Here is a 15,611-nt window from a genome sequence, read left to right as displayed (position 1 = left end):
CCGACCAGCGCGGTGGCGTGCGTCAGGTTCGGGAAATAGCCGATCCGGACCTCGGACGCCGACAACTTCTCACCGTCGACGGCCGCGACGTCGGCCTTGTCGTCTTCCTTCTTCGCCTCGGAACCGTAGCCGCAGGCCGTGAGCAGGAGGGGGAGCGCTGCGGTGACGGCGACGATGCGCAGGGAAGTGAGCGGTCTTGCGGCAGACACGGGAATGTCCTTTCACGGGGCACGGGAAGGGTGTTCGAGAGAGACGGAGTCATGCGAGGGCAGGTCGTCGGCGGCATGCACGGCACCCACTCCCCGGCCGTCGGTGGCGGGGCCGCCGTCGGCAGGCCGGGATGAGAGAGGCGTCGCGGATCCGAGGGGTGGGTGACGGGCCGCCGTACGTCGCACGCCGCGCTCGAAGGTGAAGCGGGGCGGCAAGGACAGCCCCAGGGGCTGCCGGAGAGCGGGTCGGCACAGCGCACAGCGGTGTGAGGTGCGAGGCGGAGTCAGGACCCGTGGACGATGTCAGGCAGGCTGACAGATGGCGCTGGACGTACGCACCAGGTCGATGTGCCGGCGGGTGGTGAGAAGGGGCAGCAGACGGCCCGCGCAGTGCACTGTTCGCATGGCCGCCTCGCTGATTCCTAGTTTTCCTACCTGCTTGGTAGGCATAGTGGCAGACGGCGTCATCCGCCCCAAGGGGCTATCCATATGATGGACGGATGAATCTCACCATCCGAGAAACCGCAGGCGGGCGCCTCGCGCCCGGTCGGTCAGGGATTGGTCCAGGCGTCGGGAGCGTGCGCCAGAGCCGAGACGTCGGCGGGCAGACGGGACGTTGCGACGTCGGCGAGCGTCACGCCTTCGAGGATCTCGCGCACGTTGGACCGCAATGCGATCCACAGGGGGAGCAGTGACTGGGCGGGGCCCGTGTAGGACAGGTCCGGGGGACGGACCCCGCGTACCGACACGAGCGGTCCGTCCACGACGCGGATGACATCCGCGATGCTGATGGACTGCGCGGGCTTGGCCAGCCGGTAGCCGCCGTTCCCGCCGCGCTGGCTGAGGACGAGCCCGCCCCGGCGCATGTCGTTCAGGATGCCTTCGAGGAACTTGTGCGGGATGTCCTGGGCGTCGGCGATGGCTTCGGCCTTCACCGGCCCGTCATCCTGTGACGCGGTGAGCTGTAGTGCGGCACGTACCGCGTAGTCCGCCCTGGCTGAGATCCGCATGTGCTCATTATCCCGTACGGCTCCGGTCCGTGTCCGTCCCGGGTGGGCCGGCGGGCTTGCGCCTGTCGGCCTGAGCTGTCGGCTTGAACGTGCCGAGTTGCGCCTGCCGGCTGCGGCCGGCCGGCCGGCCCGGCGCTCGCGCCCGGCCCGGCAGCCGAGGGGCTCAGGTCGCGGAGCCGCGTCCGGGCCGGCCCCCGCCCTCAGGGGAAGGCTCCGGCCGCCGCCCGGTGGGAGCCGTTGAGGTAGTGCTCGCCGATGGAGCGCAGGCGGTGCGCGACCGGGCGGTGGGCTGTCAGGACACGTGCGTTGCGCCAGAAGCGGTCCAGTCCGGGGGCGTCGGCGAGTTCCAGCACCCGGGTGGTGATGTGCAGGGCGGCCTTCGACGTCACGGTCTCGGCCGTGGCGACCAGCGCGGCGACGCCCACGGGTTCTTCGGCATCGAGGTGCGTACCCGTGTCGAGGGCCCGCGCCAGCACCTCCGTCGCACGGTCGACCACGGCGGTGGCCGTGTGGGCGGCGGAGGCGAGTTCCCCGTACGTCAGCAAGAGGTCCGGGTCCTCGCAGGGCAGCCGGTATGCGCGGCCGCCCCTGCTGAGGTCGCGCGCTTCGGTGAGGGCGCCCTCGACGATGCCGAGGCCGACGTGGCAGAGGGCGAGCCGGAGCGCGGGCTCGGCGAGCGCGGTGAAGGGCGCGGTCGATTCCTCGTCGTGCGGCCGGCGGCCCAGCACTTGTCCGGACGTGACGGTGACCCGGTCGAGGACGACCTCGCCCGCGCCGGCGACGCGCTGCCCGAGGCGGTCGTGGGCGGTTTCGACGCTCACGCCCCGCATGCGGGGGGTGAGCCGTACGACCAGGACGTCACCGGTCACGGAGCAGACGGCGTCCACCACGATCTGGTCGGCGACGGCCACCGCCGTATCCACGGACCGGCGTCCGTTCAGCACGTAACCGGCGTTGCGCGGCCTCAGCGTGAGGTCCGGGCTCTCGGTGTCGTCGTCGGGTCCAGGAGTGCGGACCGCCCCGGTCCACAGCCAGTGCTCGCGCACCGACGCCTCCTCGAGGGTGGTCGCGTGGTCGTGCCGGGCGTAGAAACGTCCGCTCCAGGTGTGTACGTAGTGGCGGGCGAGTACGTCGCCCACGGAGCTGTCCGCCGCGGCTATCTCCCGTATGACGGCGCATCCGGTACGCCAGTCCGTTCCGCGGCCCGGCCGGGGCGGAGTGAGGGCCGCCAGGAGGCCGGCCTCGCGCAGCCGGGCCCTCTCGTCGACCGGAGGCCGGCCCGCCTGGTCGCGGGATACGGCGTCCGCGGCGAGGTCATCCGCCACATCGCGAGCGGTACGCAGGAGCGCGCTTCGTTCATCGGAGGGCCGGGCGCCGCCGCCCAAGCCGGGGGTCGTCGGCATGGCCGTCACCGACAGGCCGGGGTGCCGTGGCATGGCGCGGGGGCCGGGCGGACCGCGGGGCCGGGCGGGAGGGCGGTGGTCATGTGGGCTGCTCCGGAGGGTTGTCGGCGGGCTCGGCCGGTTGTGGGGAGGTTCGGGTGGCGCATGAGGGGGCGGGATGGGAGCGCGAGCGGAAGGGGGATCGCGGGACGGGTGGGGCCGGACAGGGCAGTACCGGCAGCGAATCCCACTTTTCCCATCGGATTGATAGGGATACTCTCCGAAGCCGGCTCGTCCAGCAAGAGCATGGCCGAATGGTGGACGAATCTGTCTTGGAAGCAGAGACGTAGAGGGCCGGCCGGAGAGACCTCGGGCCGCACGGCCGACGCGGCCGGGGGACCCCCGCCCTGGCACCGGCCGAGCGCGCCCGATGCTGCCGCGTCGCCCTGCTCGGCACCCCCTTCGTCGCAGGCTTGCCGGGTGGGCCGAAAACGGTGCGGGGCGCCGGTCTCGCGCGAGTGCCATGCTGGGAGGCGCGGGGGTCCCGGCGGCCGGAGGTGCACGACGATGACGATGCGCGAGACGGCCGCGGCCGGTGGCGGGCCCAGGCACTCGGCCGAAGAGCGGGCCGCCCGCGGCCGGGCGGCCCGTCAACGGGCGCCGCGGTCCGCCCACGGACCCTTCCAGCCACCGTCGGACCGGGTGGACCCGGTGGACGTGATCGAGCGGCAGTCCGCCACCCGGGTGCAGGAGCTGCTGCCGATCCGCTACGGCCGCATGGCGGAGTCGCCGTTTCGCTTCTACCGGGGCGCCGCCGCGATCATGGCCGCTGACCTGGCCGCCACACCTCACTCCGGTATCCGGGCGCAGCTGTGCGGGGACGCGCACCTGCTGAACTTCCGGCTCCTCGGCTCCCCCGAGCGGAACCTGCTGTTCGACATCAACGACTTCGACGAGACGCTGCCCGGACCGTGGGAGTGGGACGTCAAGCGGCTGGCGACCAGTCTGGTCATCGCCGGGAGGGAGAACGGCTTCTCCGACCGCGAGCGCGCGGAGACCGTACGGTCGGCCGTGCGTGCCTACCGCGAGCAGATGCGGGCCTTCGCCCAGATGCGCAACCTCGACGTCTGGTACGCGAGAGTGGACGAGACGAACCTCCGGGCGCTGGCGGAGGGCGCGCTCCACACCCGCGGCCGCAAGCGCATGTCCGAGGCGCTGGGCAAGGCGCGCGGTCGCGACAGCCGGCAGGCGTTCGAGAAGCTCACCGAGGTCGTCGGTGGCCGCCGCCGCTTCGCCGCGGTTCCGCAACTGATCACGCCGATCTCCCAACTGCTGCCGGACCGGGAGCACGAGGCGCTCGACGAGCAGATCCGCGAGCTGGTCGAGCAGTACGCGGGGAGCCTCAGCACGGACCGCAGGCACCTGTTGAGCCAGTTCACCGTCGTCGACATGGCCCGCAAGGTGGTGGGCGTCGGCAGCGTCGGCATGCGGTGCTGGGTCATCCTGCTGCTGGGCCGCGACGGCGAGGACCCGCTGATCCTCCAGGCCAAGGAGGCCGGGGAATCCGTGCTCGCCGCGTACGCCGGCGCCGGCGAGTACGCCACGCAGGGCGAGCGGGTCGTCGCCGGCCAGCGCGTGATGCAGGCGGCCAGTGACATCTTCCTGGGCTGGCAGCGGGCGAACGGGATCGACGACCGCGAGCGGGACTTCTACGTACGCCAGTTGCGCGACTGGAAGGGAATCGCCGAACCCTCCCATATGGAGCCCCGCGGTATGCGGGTGTTCGCCGACCTGTGCGGCGTCACCCTGGCACGGGCGCACGCCCGGTCCGGGGACCGGATCGCCATCGCCGCCTATCTGGGCCGCGGAGATGTCTTCGACCAGGCGCTCGTGCGGTTCGCCGAGAGCTACGCGGACTGCAACGAGCGGGACCACCAGGCACTCTTGGACGCGATCGCCTCCGGCAGGGTGCCCGCCGCCACAGCGTAGGCGGCACCGCGCGCGGGAGGCGCCGCACCGCCGGCCGGGCCTTCGCCGCCCGGGCCGACGGGGCTCGGCTCGGGCGCTTCGGCTTTGTCAGGTTCATTGACAGGAGATGAACACAGATGGAGTCTGAGAGCGCTCTCAGTTTTCAAGGTGTGCATCCCCGTCCGCCCCGCCCGCCCTTCTTCGCCCGCAGGACGTGCGAGCGCCGCAACCGCACCTCCAGTCAGCTCCCCCCACATGGAGGACATGAGTGTTCCGCTTATCGAAAGTACTTGCAGCCGGGGTCGCGGCATCGGTCGTCGCCGCCGGCCTGATGGTTCTCGGTCCGTCGGCATCCGCAGAGGCCGTACCGGCGACCATCCCACTCACGATCAAGAACAGCTCCGGACGCAGTGAGCCGGTCTACGTCTACAACCTGGGGACCTTGCTGACGACGGGCCAGCAGGGCTGGGCCGACGCCAACGGCACGTTCCACCCGTGGCCCGTGGGAGGCAATCCCCCCACCCCCGCCCCCGACGCGTCGATCGCGGGTCCGGCCGCCGGGCAGACCAAGACGATCCGGATGCCCAAATTCTCCGGACGCATCTACTTCTCCATCGGCCAGAAGATCGTCTTCAAGGTCACCACCGGTGGCCTGGTGCAGCCTGCCGTGCAGAACCCCTCCGACCCCAACCGCAACATCCTGTTCAACTGGTCCGAGTACACGCTCAACGACGCAGGCCTGTGGATCAACAGCACCCAGGTCGACATGTTCTCCGCTCCCTACGCGGTAGGGGTGAAGGCAGCCGACGGCACGGTCAGGAACACCGGCCGGCTGAGGCCGGGCGGCTACAACGCCGTCTTCAGCCGGCTGCGTTCGGCCGGCTGGGGCGGATTGATCCAGAACCGGCCCGACGGCATGCCGCTGCGAGCGCTCTCGCCCGGTCACGGCATCGAGGCGGGCGGGATCCCGGCCGGCGTCATGAACGACTACGTCAACCGGGTGTGGAGCAAGTACAGCTCCTCCACACTCACCGTCACGCCGTTCGCGAACCAACCGAACACCAGGTACTACGGCCGGGTCTCAGGCAACGTCATGAACTTCACCAACGCCTCGGGGGCGGTGGTCACCAGCTTCCAGAAGCCGGACTCCGACAGCATCTTCGGCTGCTACAAGCTCCTCGACGCCCCCAACGACCTCGTCCGCGGGCCGATCTCCCGGACCCTCTGTGCGGGCTTCAACCGATCGACGCTCCTGACCAACCCCGCCCAACCCGACGCCAACGGAACCGCCTTCTACCGTGACGCCGTCACCAACCACTACTCCCGGATCATCCACGAACAGATGGCCGACGGTAAGGCGTACGGCTTCGCCTTCGACGACGTGGGCGCCCATGAGTCGCTGGTGCACGACGGCAACCCGCAGGAGGCCTTCATGACGCTGGAACCGTTCAGCTAAACCCGGACCGGCAGCGGGCGCCCCCCTCTCCGGGGCGCCCGCTCGCCCTTGTCGTAGCCGGAGTCGGGGACCGGATTGCAGGGCCGGGCTCCTCCGGACCCCACGCGGCCGCAGGCGCCGCAGGTGTCGTAGGGGCGTAGGGGCGTAGGGGGCGTGGCCCCTGCCACGGCCGGATGGGCCACGGCCGGCCCGCGCGCGGCCGTGTCTGCGCCGGCATCGCCGCGGCCCCTGCCATCGTGGGCCACCGCTCCGTCTTCCCCGGGAGGTACCTCCGTGTCCCCACGCCCCTACGGCCACGCCCGCCGGATCCGCCCGTCGCTGCGCCTGGCCGCCGCCACCGCCGTGTGCGGCGCCCTGCTCGGTGCCTCCGTGCAGCCCGCGCAGGCCGGAGCGGACCGCAACCCGCCGTCCGGGACCTCCCTCCAGCAGGAGCTGCGGGAGCTGGTGGAGCGCCCCGACGGGCCCCCCGGCGTCATCGCCGTCCTGCGCGACGGCGACCGTACGCAGGTCTACCGGGCCGGCGTGGCCGATCTGGAGAGCGGCCGGCCGCCGAGTGCGACCGACCACATGCGGATCGCCAGTGTCGCCAAGGCCTTCAGCGGGGCGGTGGCGCTGGGGCTCGTCGACCGCGGCCGACTGCATCTGGACGACACGATCGGCGAGGTGCTGCCCGGTCAGCCGGCCGCCTGGCATGGGGTGACCCTGAGGCAACTGCTCAACCACACGAGCGGATTGCCCGACTACTCGGCCTCCCAGGCGTTCATCGACATCGTCTCCGAGGACCCCCGCCACCGCTTCGACTCCCGGCGTCTGCTGGAGTTCGTCGCCGACGAGGACCTCGAATTCCGGCCGGGCAGCCGCTACCAGTACTCCAACTCCGACAACATCGCCATCGCCCTGATGGCCGAGGCCGCCACCGGACGACGGTACGAGGCGCTGCTGCGCGAGCTCGTCTACGAGCCGCTGGGCCTGGACGCCACGAGCCTGCCCCAGGGATACCGGCTGCCCACGCCCTTCCTCCACGGCTACCAGATCGACCCGCAGAACGGGCCCGTCGACGTCAGCGAGGCCGTCAGTGCCTCGGGGGCATGGGCGGCCGGGGGCATCGTCTCCACGCCGAAGGACCTCACCGCGTTCATCCGCGGCTACGCGGGCGGCGCGCTCGTGTCGGACCGCACCCGACGCCAGCAGTTCCGGTTCATCCCCGGCGCACTGTCCCAGCCCCCCGGGCCCGGCCGTACCGACGCGGGCCTGGCCATCTTCCGCTACACGACGCGCTGCGGAGCGGTGTACGGCCATACCGGCAATACGCCCGGCTACACCCAGCTGGTGGCGGCCACGGCGGACGGCCGCCGCTCGCTGACGTTCTCGATCACCACGCAGACTTCCCTCACCGTCAACCCCGACCTGCTGGCGCAGGTCCGGGCGGTTCAGGAGGACTTCGTCTGCGCCCTGCTGCGCGGGTGACCGACGGGGCCCCAGGGCGACCGGGGAGGCGGTACGAGCGAACCGCTCGCGTGGGACGGTCACCTTGCGTACCGTCCGGTCACCGCCCTGCAGTCGCCCAGGGCACCGGCGCGGAGGCGGCGTAATCTGGTCGGACCGCCACAGGTTGCGCGTGCGAGAGGCTGCGTACGCGCCGTGTGCCCCGCCGCGAACGACTCAGGGAGGCGGCGCGTGACCGATCCGTTCGGCTTCCTCAGGGTTCCCCGCGAGGCCGTCCCGGCCCGTCCCGTCGAGGAGAGGCTCGGCGACTGGCGTGAGGTCCACGCGGGCCAGTCGTTGCTGCCGCTCGTCTCCCGGCAGGCCGACCGCTGCATGGACTGTGGCATTCCGTTCTGCCACACCGGCTGTCCCCTCGGAAACCTCATACCCGAGTGGAACGCGTACGCCGCCCACGCCGACTGGGGTGCGGCGTACGAGCGACTCCACGCGACGAACAACTTCCCGGAGGTCACGGGCCGGCTCTGCCCGGCCCCCTGTGAGGACGCCTGTGTCCTCGCGATCAACGCGGACCCTGTGACCATCAAGAACGTAGAGCAGGCGATCGCGGACGAGGGCCTGCGGCTCGGCTACATGGTGCCGAGGCCGCCGGAGAGGTGCAGTGGCAAGACGGTGGCCGTCATAGGCTCCGGTCCCGCCGGACTGGCCGCGGCGCAGCAGCTGACGCGGGCGGGACACGCCGTCACGGTCCACGAACGGGCCGACCGGATCGGCGGACTGCTGCGCTACGGCATCCCCGAGTTCAAGATGGAGAAGGTCCACCTGGAGCGCCGGATCGAACAGATGCGGGCCGAGGGCACGGTGTTCGTCACGGGTGAGGACGTCGGCGGCTCGGCCCGCGCCAGAGCGGACGAGCTGCGCAGCCGGTGCGACGCCGTCGTCGTCGCGATCGGTGCCGGCGAGCGCAGGGAACTGCCGGTCCCCGGCCGCGCGCTGCACGGCATCCACCAGGCCATGGAGTATCTGACCTGCGCCAACCGGGTACGGGAGGGCGACTACGCCGTGTCTCCCGTCACCGCCGAGGGCCGGCACGTGGTCGTCGTGGGCGGCGGTGACACCGGCTCCGACTGCCTGGGGACCGCCCTGCGGCAGGGCGCGATCTCTGTGGTGCAGCTCGACATCAACCCCGAACCCGGCCCGGACCGGACCGACGGCGAGCCCTGGCCGGTGTATCCGAGGACGTACCGGATCTCGCACGCCCACGAGGAGGCCCGCGGGCGCGAGGGCCGGGACCCCCGGCTGTTCGCCTGCGCCACCCTGCGCTTCGAGGGGGACGCCGCGGGCCGGGTACGGGCGCTGCACCTGACCGCCGTCGAGCCCGTGACCCGCGGCCCCCTGGCCGGCACCGAGCGCGTCATACCGGTCGGCCTGGTCCTGCTGGCGCTCGGCTTCTCGGGCCCCGAGCGGGCAGGCGGCCTGCGCGAGCAGCTGGGGCTGGAGCTCGACGAGCGCGGCAACTTCGCGCGGAACGCCGGCTTCGCGGCGGGCGGCGGACGGGCGCCGGGAGTGTTCGTAGCGGGCGACGCGGGCCGGGGGCAGTCGCTGGTGGTGTGGGCCATCGCCGAAGGCCGGGCGGTGGCCGCCGCCGTGGACCGCTACCTGACCGGCTCCACGTGCCTGCCGGCTCCGGTCGCCGCTCACGACCGGCCGATGACGGCCTTGGGGCGCATGCGCTACGGGGACTTCTAGGGTGTCCGTCCCGCGGCCGGAGCGGTGCGCGAGCAGGTCACCGTATCGGCGTGGCGTGGACCGTGCGGCCCATGCCCCGAAGCCGCCGACCGATGACTTGCCGTACCGGAAACTGATCTCTTTCCATGCCGGAAACTAAGTGCTACGCTTTCCGACATGGAAACTAACGCGGTCCGAATGACTCCAGAGCAGGCCCGTTCCGCCCTGGCCGACACCGAGCACGTCCGGGCCTCCGCCGCGGCGCTGGCGGCCACGCCGTGGCCGAACTGGTTCTTCATCACGCTGACGCTCTACGCCGCCGCCTTGCCCTTCACCTACGGAGGCATCACGGCCGAGTCGGACTGGCTGCTGCCGCGCTCGGCCTGGATGGGGATCATGCTGGCGACCACTGCGGCGTACTGGGCGCTCTTCGCCGTCGCGGCCAAGACCTGGCGCAACAAGACCGGGGTGGCGCTGCGGTTCGACGTGCTGCCGAAGCGGGCGACCGTACCGCTCGTGGTGGGTCTGCCCGTGCTGGTCGCGGGAGCGGGGTTCGCCTTCCGCGTCACGGGACGACCGGCGTGGCTGATCGCGGCGTCGCTGATCAGTGCGGCCGTGTCCGTCGGCTTCCACCTCGCCTTCGTCCGCCTGCACCGGAAGACCGTGTGAGCGCCGGCCCCCCGGACCCGCTGACGGGTTTCGACGCCACCATCCACGCCCCGAACCGGCTGCGCATCTGCGCCCTGCTGGACACCGCGGGCGAGGCCGAGTTCGTCCTGGTCCAGAATCAACTCGACGTCTCCGCCTCGGTGCTGAGCAAGCACGTGACCGTGCTCATGGACGCCGGTTACGTCGAGCAGCGCAAGGCCGTCCGCGATACCCGCCAACGGGTGTGGCTGCGCCTGACCCGGCGGGGCCGAGAGGCCTACCGGGGCCACCTCGCGGCGCTGCGGGCGATCGTGGGACCGTCGGAGTCGGATCAGGCTCTCTGATTACATTCGCGCGCCTCGCCTTCGTCACGCCGCGGCCCGCGGCGCGTGGGCGGACGCCTGCGCCGGCTATCTGGAGGCTCGGGAGCAGGGCGGGCTCGCCCCGGCGGGGCTCGCCGACTTCGCCGCCGTCGCCTATGCAGCGGGGCATCTCGACGTCACGATCGAGACCTGGGAGCGGCTCCACGGACGGCTGGCCGAGCTCGGTGACGACAACGGGGCGGCCGGGGCCGCCGTACGGGTTGCCATGCACCTGCTGTTCGACACCGCGCTCATGGCACCGGTATGGGGGTGGCTCCGTCGTGCGGAGCGTCTCCTCGACCCTGCCGGCGTCTCTTCCGCCCACGCGCGGTTCGCGGTGGTACGCGCCTTCGAGCGGCTCCTCAGCGGCCATCTCGACGCGGCCCGTGACTGGGCCTGCAAGGCGATCGAGACCGGCTCGCACACCGATCCGGCGGCCGCGGCGATCGGGCGCGTGGCCCAGGCCCGGCTGGTGCTCCTCGACGGCGACGTCGAACGGGGTCTGGAGCTCCTCGACGACGCCGGCGCGGCGGCGATGTCCGGCGACCTCGATGCGCTTGCGACCGGTGTCGTCTTCTGCGAGCTGGTGTGCGCACTGCAGGGCATGGCCCAGTACGACCTGGCCGAGCAGTGGACCGAGGCGATGGAGCGATGGGCGCGCACGAACGCGATCGGCAGCCTGCACGGCCGGTGCCGGGTGCACCGGGCCGAGATCCTGCGCCTGCGGGGTCAGTGCGCGAACGCCGAACAGCAGGTGCTGCCGGCCTGCGACGAGTTGCGCTTGTACCTGCGCCGCGAGCTGGGCTGGCCGCTGACGGAACTGGGCCGGATCCGGCTGCGGCGCGGCGACCTGAGCGGCGCCGAAGAGGCGCTGCTCGCCGCGCACCGCCTCGGGTGGGATCCCGAACCCGGGCTCTCGCTCGTCCGGCTCGCCGGCGGCGACGTCGACACGGCGGCCACCATGCTCCGGGAGGTCCTGGCGCGGCCGCTGCCGGTGCCGTCGAAGGAGCTGCCCCCCACCTCCGAGCTGCGGCGGGCTCCGCTGCCGGACGCCCAGGCAAGGATCGCCGGGGCCCGCTCCGATGTGGAGACGGCACGGGTCGCGGCCCGCGAGCTGGGCGAGGTGGCCGTCCGCTTCGAAAGCAACGCGCTCGCCGCGGCGGCCACGCGGGCGCGGGGTGAGGTCCTGCTCGCGGAGGGGCATACGGCCGACGCGTCCGCGTTGTTCGCCGACGCGATCCGCGCCTGGATCGAGGTCGGCGCCCCCTCCGAGACGGCCGAGTGCCGGCTCAGGCTCGCGGACGCCCAGCGCGCCCTGGGAAACCTCCAGGCCGAGGCCATCGAGCGGGAGACGGCGCGTACCGAGCTCGAACGGATCGCGCGCCTGCCCACCGCCGACGAACCGCCGCGGGCCGCGCCGGAGCCGAACGCGTTCGTCCGGGAGGGCGATTGCTGGAGGGTCGTCCTCGACGACCGGCGCATGACCGTCCGCGACAGCAAGGGCATGCACCACCTGGCCCGGCTGCTCGTCGCGCCGGGCCCGTGAGTTCCACGTCCTCGACCTCGCCGCCGCCGACAGCGACGACCCCGGCCTCGCCGCCGGGCTCGCCCGCGCCGGCGACCTCGGTCCCCTCCTGGACGACCGCGCCAAGCAGCCGGCAGACCCCCCGGGATCACGCCAACGTGCGTTGTTTCAGGCCTGTGTTCGCGAATGCATCGGGGTGTTGCCGGGATGTGTGGATGGTTCGAAGAGTGTGGTCATTGTGCGGGGCTGACGCGGAGGTCTCTTTAAGAAAGCTTGTTTGATAACGCTGACGGCCGGGGCGGCCTTGATTCAACTCCGTTAATCGGTCAGGGTTTCGAGCCTGACCCCTGGAGATCTTTCGGCTCCGGAGGGGTCACGCAACACGCATTGACGCCCCACACGTCAACACGAGGAGTACTCCCTTCATGTCAACTCACAAGCACGCACGCACACGTTCACGCGGCTTCCGGGTCCTTGCAGTGGCCACGGGAGTCGCCACTGCAACGGGCGTCTGCATGCTGCTGTCCCCCCTCGCCAACGCGACCCTTCCGGCTGAGGGAACGGTGTACGGGCTCGGCGCACCCGGAGCGCTGAGCGGCAGCTACATCGTCATACTCGACGAGGACGCGGACAAACAGGCACTCGCCAAGAAGTACGGCGGCGAACTGAAGCGCACCTACACCTCCGCGGTCAACGGCTTCTCCGCGTCGGGGCTTTCGGAGACCGACGCCAAGCGCCTCGCCGCGGACCCGGCCGTGGGCAAGGTGGTCCAGAACAAGAAGTTCTCCATCAACGCCACCCAGGACAACCCTCCGTCGTGGGGCCTCGACCGCATCGACCAGGCGGAGACGGCGCCGGACAAGAAGTACACGTACCCCGACGCGGGCGGGGAGGGCGTCACGGCCTACGTCATCGACACCGGCGTACGGATCAGCCACAAGGACTTCGGCGGCCGGGCCGCGCACGGCTTCGACGCGGTGGACAACGACCAGAGCGCGGACGACGGCAACGGCCACGGCACGCACGTCGCCGGAACCATCGCGGGCACCTCCCACGGGGTGGCCAAGAAGGCCAAGGTCGTCGCCGTCCGTGTGCTCGACGACAACGGGTCCGGCACCACCGAGCAGGTCGTCGCGGGCATCGACTGGGTGACTCAGAATCACAGCGGGCCCTCGGTGGCCAACATGAGCCTCGGCGGCGGCGCCGACGAGGCGCTGGACGAGGCGGTGCGCCGGTCGATAGCCGCCGGTGTCACCTTCGCCGTCGCGGCGGGCAACGAGTCCGCCGACGCCGGGCAGGGCTCTCCCTCGCGGGTCCCGGAGGCCGTCACGGTGGCCTCCAGCGCAGCCGACGACTCGCAGTCCTCGTTCTCCAACTTCGGTTCCATCGTGGATCTCTACGCACCGGGCTCGGACATCACCTCCGCCTGGAACGACAGCGACAGCGGCACGAAGACGATCTCCGGCACGTCGATGGCGGCCCCGCACGTGGCGGGAGCGGCCGCCCTCTTCCTCGCCGGGCAGAAGGACGCGTCGCCGGCGCAGGTCGCACAGGCCCTGACCTCGGGGGCCACCTCCGGAAAGATCACCAACCCGAGCAGTGGCACCCCGAACAAGCTCCTGAAGGTGGCCGCGCAGTAGGCGGAGCCGTCCCCTGAGCGCGCCGGGGCCGCCGCACCTGAGGGGGGTGCGGCGGCCTCAGCGCGTTCCGCCGCGAGCGAAGCGGGGCCGCCCCCTCGGCGGCCCTTTCGCCGCGGCTGACGCCGTTCAGCCGCAGGTCGTGCCGGTAGAGGTCCACCAGCCTCACCCCGGCCGTCGCCCCCTCACCGCCTCCCATGAGCCTTATGCCCACTGTGAAACGCCCACGGCGGCGACGAAACGCACGGCAAGGATGAAGGGGATGAAGGCCCTTCACCCCTGGAGTCACCGTGCCACTGAGTCCGACCGGCAGGATCCGCGCCGCGCCCTACTGGCCGGTGGTCACCCACTCGACGCTGCGCCGACTGCTGCCCGGCTTCACCGTCTCATCCCTCGGCGACGGCATGGCACTGGTCGCCGTGAGCTGGCTGGCGATCGAACTCGCACCGGCGGCGGGACTCGGCACGTGGGTCGCGCTCGCCGCGGCGGCCTACACGCTCTCCGGCGCGCTCGGCGCACTCGTCCTGGGAAGGTTCCTGCGGCACCGTGATCCGGCACAACTCGTCGGCTGGGATGCCCTGTTACGAGCCGCAGCCCTGGGTGCGATACCCGTGTGCCATGCCTTCGGCGTGCTCGGCATCGAGCTGTACGTCGTCCTGCTCGCGATCTCCTCCGTCCTGCACTCGTGGGGCCAGGCCGGCATCTACACCCTCCTGGCCCGCCGGCTCCCGGAGCGGGACCATCTGGCAGGCAACGCCGTCCTCTCCGGCATCGGTTCACTGTCGACCGTCATCGGCCCGCCGCTCGCAGGCGCGCTCATCGTCTGGGGCGGTGCGGCGACGGTCATCGCCGTCGACGCGGCGACGTTCCTCGTGCTCGCGATCACGTCGCTCATCGGCGTCCCGCGGGACACCGTGCCCCAAGCCGAAAGCGCCGGCTCGCGCACGGCGGGCTTCTCCGTCATCCGTCGCACACCGGCCTTGCTGGGACTGCTCGGCCTGAGTTTCGCCTTCTTCTTCCTCTTCGGCCCCTTGTACGTGGCGCTGCCGCTGCACGTGTCGGACGGCCTGGGCGGCCCCGCCGGCCTGCTGGCCGCCTTCTACACCGCCTTCGGTGTGGGAGCCGTCGTCGGATCCCTCCTGACCGGGTACCTGGGCCGGCTACCACTGTGGCCGGTCACGACCGGCATCGTCATCGCCTTCGGCGCCTTTCTGCTCCCGGTCGGCCTGGGAGCACCGACGTGGGCGGCCATCGCCGGCTTCGCCGTCGCCGGCCTGCTCTGGCCTCCGTACGCCTCCCTCTCCACCACCCTCTTCCAGCGCGCGGCCCCCCGCGAGCTGCTCCCGCAGACCCTGGCCGCGAGCTCAGCGGTCCGCGTGCTCTCGGTCCCGCTGGGCACGGCGCTCGGCGGCCCGCTGGTCACCGCGCTCGGAGCCCGGGGGGCCCTGGCCGCCTCGGCCGTCTCGATCACCGTTCTGGGCCTGGCCGCCGCCGCTTGCACCGCTGGTACGGCGCGTACCGCTCGTACGGACAGGCGGCTGGAGGCGTGACTCCCCACGTCATGGCGACAACGGCCCGGCGGACGTACTCACCGTGCACTCACGTTCCCACCGGCCGCCGCCCCGGCACACACCTCAGTCGAGGTGGATCCAGCCGCCGACGACCCGGATCCGCTTCGACGGCAGGGGCGCCGACGCCGGCCCGCCGGCCACCGAGCCGTCGGCCACGTGGAACGTGCTCCCGTGGCACGGACAGTGGGCCGTGCCGCCCGAGACGCGGGACAGGGCGCAACCCTGGTGGGTGCACGTGGCGTCGAACGCCTTGAAGACCCCCGCGGCAGGCTGTGCGATCAGGACGCCCCGGGTCTTGAAGATCTTTCCGCCTCCGACCGGGATGTCCGAGGTCTTCGCGATCGGTGTACCGGCCTCGGCGGTACCCTCCGCTCGTCCGTCCTCGCGCGGGACGGCCGCAGCCGCCGCAGGGCAGCCGGAGCAACCGACTGCCGCGAGCGAGAGCCCGACTGCGGCGGCGTGGTGCAGGACGTCCCGTCGTGATGTCTCCACCGTCGGCTCCCTGGCTGCTATCTCTTGGCGAACGCCGGACGCCCATGCATAGCAGCTGGACCAGGCTCAGCCGGGGAGCGTCACCCTTGCGGGGCGAGCCCCGGCCCCCTGCCCCGGCGGTGTGCGGGGGTGCGGCGGCGGGGGGCGTGGTGGGCCGCCCCGGCCACCCGGCGGGCCCCC

13 protein-coding genes and 1 pseudogene are annotated in these 15,611 nt (G+C 71.9%); 9 read left to right on the top strand and 5 right to left on the bottom strand.

Annotation, left to right across the window (positions count from 1 at the left end; all coding sequences use genetic code 11):
- From ACWGIF_RS35995 to ACWGIF_RS35980, 4 genes and pseudogenes are all read right to left on the bottom strand, one after another.
- A pseudogene (locus ACWGIF_RS35995) lies at window positions 1–209 on the bottom strand (sulfate ABC transporter substrate-binding protein); the annotation flags it as partial.
- 303 nt (window positions 210–512) lie between these two features.
- A complete protein-coding gene (locus tag ACWGIF_RS35990; protein WP_453503851.1) occupies window positions 513–614 on the bottom strand; it encodes a putative leader peptide in 102 nt (33 codons plus the stop codon).
- A gap of 146 nt (window positions 615–760) precedes the next feature.
- On the bottom strand, window positions 761–1,219 hold the full coding sequence (locus tag ACWGIF_RS35985; protein ID WP_453503850.1) for an RrF2 family transcriptional regulator: 459 nt from the start codon (window positions 1,217–1,219) through the stop codon (window positions 761–763).
- A gap of 200 nt (window positions 1,220–1,419) precedes the next feature.
- On the bottom strand, window positions 1,420–2,544 hold the full coding sequence (locus tag ACWGIF_RS35980; RefSeq protein ID WP_453503848.1) for an acyl-CoA dehydrogenase: 1,125 nt from the start codon (window positions 2,542–2,544) through the stop codon (window positions 1,420–1,422).
- Window positions 2,545–3,168: 624 nt separating this feature from the next.
- On the opposite strand from ACWGIF_RS35980, the gene ACWGIF_RS35975 reads away from it, so the two are divergent.
- The 9 genes from ACWGIF_RS35975 (at window position 3,169) to ACWGIF_RS35935 (ending at window position 14,918) form a co-directional block, all read left to right on the top strand.
- Window positions 3,169–4,590, top strand: coding sequence for a DUF2252 domain-containing protein (locus tag ACWGIF_RS35975; protein WP_453503847.1), 1,422 nt, complete (start codon window positions 3,169–3,171; stop codon window positions 4,588–4,590).
- Between the two features lie 247 nt (window positions 4,591–4,837).
- Window positions 4,838–6,025, top strand: a complete 1,188-nt coding sequence (locus tag ACWGIF_RS35970) for a glycoside hydrolase family 64 protein (RefSeq protein ID WP_453503846.1) — start codon at window positions 4,838–4,840, stop codon at window positions 6,023–6,025.
- 273 nt (window positions 6,026–6,298) lie between these two features.
- Complete coding sequence (locus ACWGIF_RS35965) at window positions 6,299–7,492, top strand: serine hydrolase domain-containing protein (protein WP_453503844.1); 1,194 nt, start codon at window positions 6,299–6,301, stop codon at window positions 7,490–7,492.
- Between the two features lie 210 nt (window positions 7,493–7,702).
- On the top strand, window positions 7,703–9,217 hold the full coding sequence (locus ACWGIF_RS35960; RefSeq protein WP_453503843.1) for a glutamate synthase subunit beta: 1,515 nt from the start codon (window positions 7,703–7,705) through the stop codon (window positions 9,215–9,217).
- A 177-nt stretch (window positions 9,218–9,394) separates the two neighbouring features.
- Window positions 9,395–9,865: a hypothetical protein gene (locus ACWGIF_RS35955; protein WP_453503842.1), complete on the top strand. Its 471-nt coding sequence runs from the start codon at window positions 9,395–9,397 to the stop codon at window positions 9,863–9,865.
- Entirely contained in the window at window positions 9,862–10,188 is a 327-nt protein-coding gene (locus tag ACWGIF_RS35950) for a transcriptional regulator (protein WP_453503840.1), read from the top strand. Before ACWGIF_RS35955 ends, ACWGIF_RS35950 begins: the two co-directional genes overlap by 4 nt.
- 244 nt (window positions 10,189–10,432) lie before the next feature.
- Entirely contained in the window at window positions 10,433–11,752 is a 1,320-nt protein-coding gene (locus ACWGIF_RS35945) for a hypothetical protein (protein WP_453503839.1), read from the top strand.
- A 404-nt stretch (window positions 11,753–12,156) separates the two neighbouring features.
- Complete coding sequence (locus ACWGIF_RS35940) at window positions 12,157–13,371, top strand: S8 family serine peptidase (protein WP_453503837.1); 1,215 nt, start codon at window positions 12,157–12,159, stop codon at window positions 13,369–13,371.
- Window positions 13,372–13,658: 287 nt separating this feature from the next.
- A complete protein-coding gene (locus ACWGIF_RS35935; protein ID WP_453503836.1) occupies window positions 13,659–14,918 on the top strand; it encodes an MFS transporter in 1,260 nt (419 codons plus the stop codon).
- Between the two features lie 84 nt (window positions 14,919–15,002).
- Here ACWGIF_RS35935 and ACWGIF_RS35930 read toward each other — a convergent pair whose 3' ends face one another.
- A complete protein-coding gene (locus ACWGIF_RS35930; protein ID WP_453503834.1) occupies window positions 15,003–15,431 on the bottom strand; it encodes a Rieske (2Fe-2S) protein in 429 nt (142 codons plus the stop codon).
- Window positions 15,432–15,611 lie beyond the last annotated feature (180 nt).

The sequence above is a fragment of the Streptomyces sp. NPDC054849 genome, from assembly GCF_053610945.1.
The sequence above is the reverse complement of the archived record's forward strand: the minus strand, read 5'-3'. Positions and strand labels throughout refer to the sequence as shown.